3 protein-coding genes are annotated in these 3,461 nt (G+C 40.6%); 2 read left to right on the top strand and 1 reads right to left on the bottom strand.

Going from position 1 to position 3,461, the window contains the following annotated elements:
* On the top strand, nt 1-927 hold a 927-nt coding region (locus AACY61_RS10635), incomplete at its 5' end, for a diphosphomevalonate decarboxylase (protein ID WP_339611560.1).
* On the opposite strand, the gene AACY61_RS10640 is transcribed toward AACY61_RS10635, so the two are convergent.
* Complete coding sequence (locus AACY61_RS10640) at nt 917-2,269, bottom strand: T9SS type A sorting domain-containing protein (RefSeq protein WP_339611561.1); 1,353 nt, start codon at nt 2,267-2,269, stop codon at nt 917-919. The two genes, AACY61_RS10635 and AACY61_RS10640, sit on opposite strands and share 11 nt — an antisense overlap.
* Nucleotides 2,270-2,442: 173 nt before the next feature.
* Here AACY61_RS10640 and AACY61_RS10645 point away from each other — a divergent pair, with 173 nt between their 5' ends.
* Complete coding sequence (locus tag AACY61_RS10645; RefSeq protein ID WP_339611562.1) at nt 2,443-3,381, top strand: mevalonate kinase; 939 nt, start codon at nt 2,443-2,445, stop codon at nt 3,379-3,381.
* Nucleotides 3,382-3,461 lie beyond the last annotated feature (80 nt).

A 3,461-nucleotide genomic window follows, 5' to 3' on the forward strand; every position in this document is an offset into this window, starting at 1 on the left:
AATTGTTTTACAAAAACAACCTTGATTTATAAACCCAAAACCTCAGGCGACTTTGAATTTGAGGTTTATCTTGACGGTCAAAGGGAAACAGGTTTTGAGCCAAAAATCTTACAATTCTTTCAACGCATTGAATCCTACATTCCCTTTTTAAAAGAGTACCGTTTCCGTTTAGAAACCACGAACAGTTTTCCACACAGCAGCGGGATTGCTTCTTCTGCGAGTGGCATGAGTGCGTTGGCGTTATGCCTGATGGCAATGGAACAACAATTAAACCCCTCCATTACTACTGAATATTTCAATCAAAAAGCCTCCTTTCTGGCGCGATTGGGCTCCGGGAGCGCGTGCCGCAGTATTGAAGGACCGCTCATTGTTTGGGGGGAGCATCCCCAAATTCCCGGAAGTAGTAACTTTTTTGGCACAAAATACCCTTTTGAAGTACATAAAAACTTTGCCAACTATCAGGATACCATTCTACTGGTAGATAAAGGAGAAAAACAAGTTTCCAGTACCGTGGGTCACAACTTGATGCACGACCATCCCTTTGCTGAAGAGCGTTTCGCGCAAGCGAATGCAAACCTGGAAAAGTTGATTCCGGTATTGAAAGAAGGAAACCTGGATGCATTCATCAAAATAGTGGAAAACGAAGCACTTTCATTACATGCCATGATGATGACTTCCATGCCTTATTTTATCCTGATGAAACCAAACACCTTGGAAATCATCAACTGTATCTGGAAGTACCGTGCTGAGACTGGAAGTAAAGTCTGTTTCACACTCGATGCCGGTGCCAATGTGCACGTGCTGTATTCCAAAAGAGAAAAAGACGAAGTCTCACAATTCATTAGCAAAGAACTGGCGGTATTTTGTAAAAACAACGAATTTATTAACGATCAGACAGGTTCAGGAGCTCACCAAATTACTTCTTAACGACTTTAAAAGTGCCGGTTCTATTAGTGGTATCAGCCTTGATAAAGTAAATACCGGTCGACCCGTCGATGGTCAATTGACATCGGTCAGTGTTTCGAACGGTGTGTGTTGATATGGTTTGTCCCAAAATGTTGTTAATAGTTAGTATTACTTCAGAAACAGGGGTGCTGAACTGAATCTCAAAAGCACCATTGTTTGGATTTGGAATGGCGGTGAGGTTCAAGGGCTCAAATTCTTCAGTAGTTAATACCTTGTCAATTACTTTAAGTATCACATCATCCAATGTGCAGGTTACCTCAAACTCATACAAGAAACCTTGATGGGTGGAAAAAATTGAAGGTGGCAAATTACAACCGCTGATTCCATGAGAGGTGGTGATGACGGTAAACTCATCATTCACTGAAGCCTCATAGTGTAGGCTTACATCTATACCGCCTTCAATAAATGGGTTGTCAATGACTTCAAGCCTGTCATATTGCTCCGGGCCATTGCCAAAAAAGTCCAATTCAATCGTTGATTGTGACGACAGACTAAAGGTATTTACAAAATCCAGTTCAACGGCTTGATCGCCTTCAGGTCTTATGATTCCGGTATTTGTGAATGGTGAGGTAATGTCAAAAGCGCCCTCGCCGGTTAATATACCCGTTTCAAAATTATTGAGAGCCATTTGAGGGCCAAGGATTAACAGGTTTTGAGATTTACCAACCCGAATGGTACCGTGATTGTTTGTGGTGAGCAATAAATAAAAGGCGCCAAATTGACCGGTATCCATCTTATGAAACGTTCCAAAATTATTGAAGGTGGCTCCTGTGGCATTCGTGCTAAAGTCACCACTGCCATTGACAATCACCAATGCATTTTCTGCATTATTGATGGACATGTTTTCCCTCACATTGATAATGCCGGCGTCAGTAATCAATAGTAAGTTTTCATTGTTGATGGTCAATTGATTAATGACTTTATTGGGAACCCCTGTAATTTCAAAGGTACCGTGATTGTTAATAGTGGCATCTCCTGAGAGTGTTCCCAAAGAATATAAAAAATACCCGTCTTCCAAAATTTCAATTCCGGTGGTGATGGTCATTGAATTGTTTACTTCCAAAGTAGCATTGGGTGCAAGGATTAAGAAACCAACCAGGGCATTGGCTGAGTTTATTTCAACAACAAAGCCATCAGGGATAAGGACATCGCTGTCGGCATCAGGAACAGAATTAGTATCCCAGTTTGTAAGGTTGAACCAGTCGGTATCGCCTCCGTTTCCGGTCCAAATATGTGTTTGACCCCAAGTGAAAATAGGAATGAAAAGAAGAAGTAAAGTCAGATATTTAATAGAAGCTCTCATAAGTTAAATGAGATTGATGTCACTAAATATACTAAATATTAGTGAGTTACAGAAAATAAAGTCCTAAATATTTAAGTTATTTTTTTAATATTAATAAAGAAGAAGAAGTATCTTTGCATCAAAATATGAAGTATTGTTAGAAATTCTTTATCTTTACTATTAAATAAAAAAGTATGCGTGGACCCCTTTTTTACTCTAAAATTCTACTCTTTGGTGAATATGGTATCATCAAAGACTCCAAAGGCTTGTCCATTCCCTATAATTTTTACAACGGTGCGTTGAAAATTGATAAGGAGCACACAGTGGCTACTCATAAATCCAACCGGGGACTCCAGCGCTTTGCTGAATACCTTGAATCCTTGCAGGAAGAGCAACCCAATCTGGTGACTTTTGACCTGGACAGTTTAAAAAAAGACATTAAAGCAGGCCTGTATTTTGACAGCAGTATTCCACAGGGATATGGTGTTGGAAGTAGTGGTGCCTTAGTAGCCGCCATTTACGACCAGTATGCCAACCACAAAATAACAGTCCTTGAGAATCTAACCCGCGAAAAACTATTACAACTCAAGTCTATTTTCAGTGCAATGGAATCTTTTTTCCACGGAAAGTCTTCCGGGCTGGATCCATTGAACAGTTATTTGAGTTTACCCATACTCATCAATTCACAAGACAACATTGAGCCTGCCGGTATTCCTTCTCAATTGAAGAAAGGCAAAGGCGCCGTATTCTTATTAGACAGCGGCGTGACCGGTGAAACAGCACCCATGGTGCAAATCTTTATGGAAAACATGAAGCAGGAAGGTTTCAGGAATATGCTGAAAGATCAGTTTGTCAAACATACCGATGCCTGTGTAGACGACTTCCTGAAAGGTGATGTAAAATCCTTGTTTTCCAATATCAAACAACTGTCGCACGTGGTGCTGGACAACTTCAAACCCATGATCCCCAAGCAATTCCATAAACTCTGGAAGCAGGGCATCGATACCAATGCTTACTACCTCAAACTATGCGGAAGCGGTGGCGGGGGTTACATCCTCGGGTTTACTGAAGACCTTGACAAAGCACAAAAAGCCCTGAAAAATTACAAGTTGGAAGTGGTTTATAACTTCTAAAACTTCACTTTATGTCCCTTCTTTCCAAAAAGAACAAAAAGATTCTCCTGAAAATGTTGAGCCTTTTGTCAGTCGTGCGG

The sequence above is a fragment of the uncultured Planktosalinus sp. genome, from assembly GCF_963973675.1.
Lineage (GTDB): Bacteria > Bacteroidota > Bacteroidia > Flavobacteriales > Flavobacteriaceae > Planktosalinus.

Excerpts from the sequence above, each read along its gene's own strand:
- AACY61_RS10640 (WP_339611561.1), bottom strand. The coding sequence starts at position 2,269 with ATGAGAGCTTCTATTAAATATCTGACTTTACTTCTTCTTTTCATTCCT.
- AACY61_RS10645 (WP_339611562.1), top strand. The coding sequence starts at position 2,443 with ATGCGTGGACCCCTTTTTTACTCTAAAATTCTACTCTTTGGTGAATAT.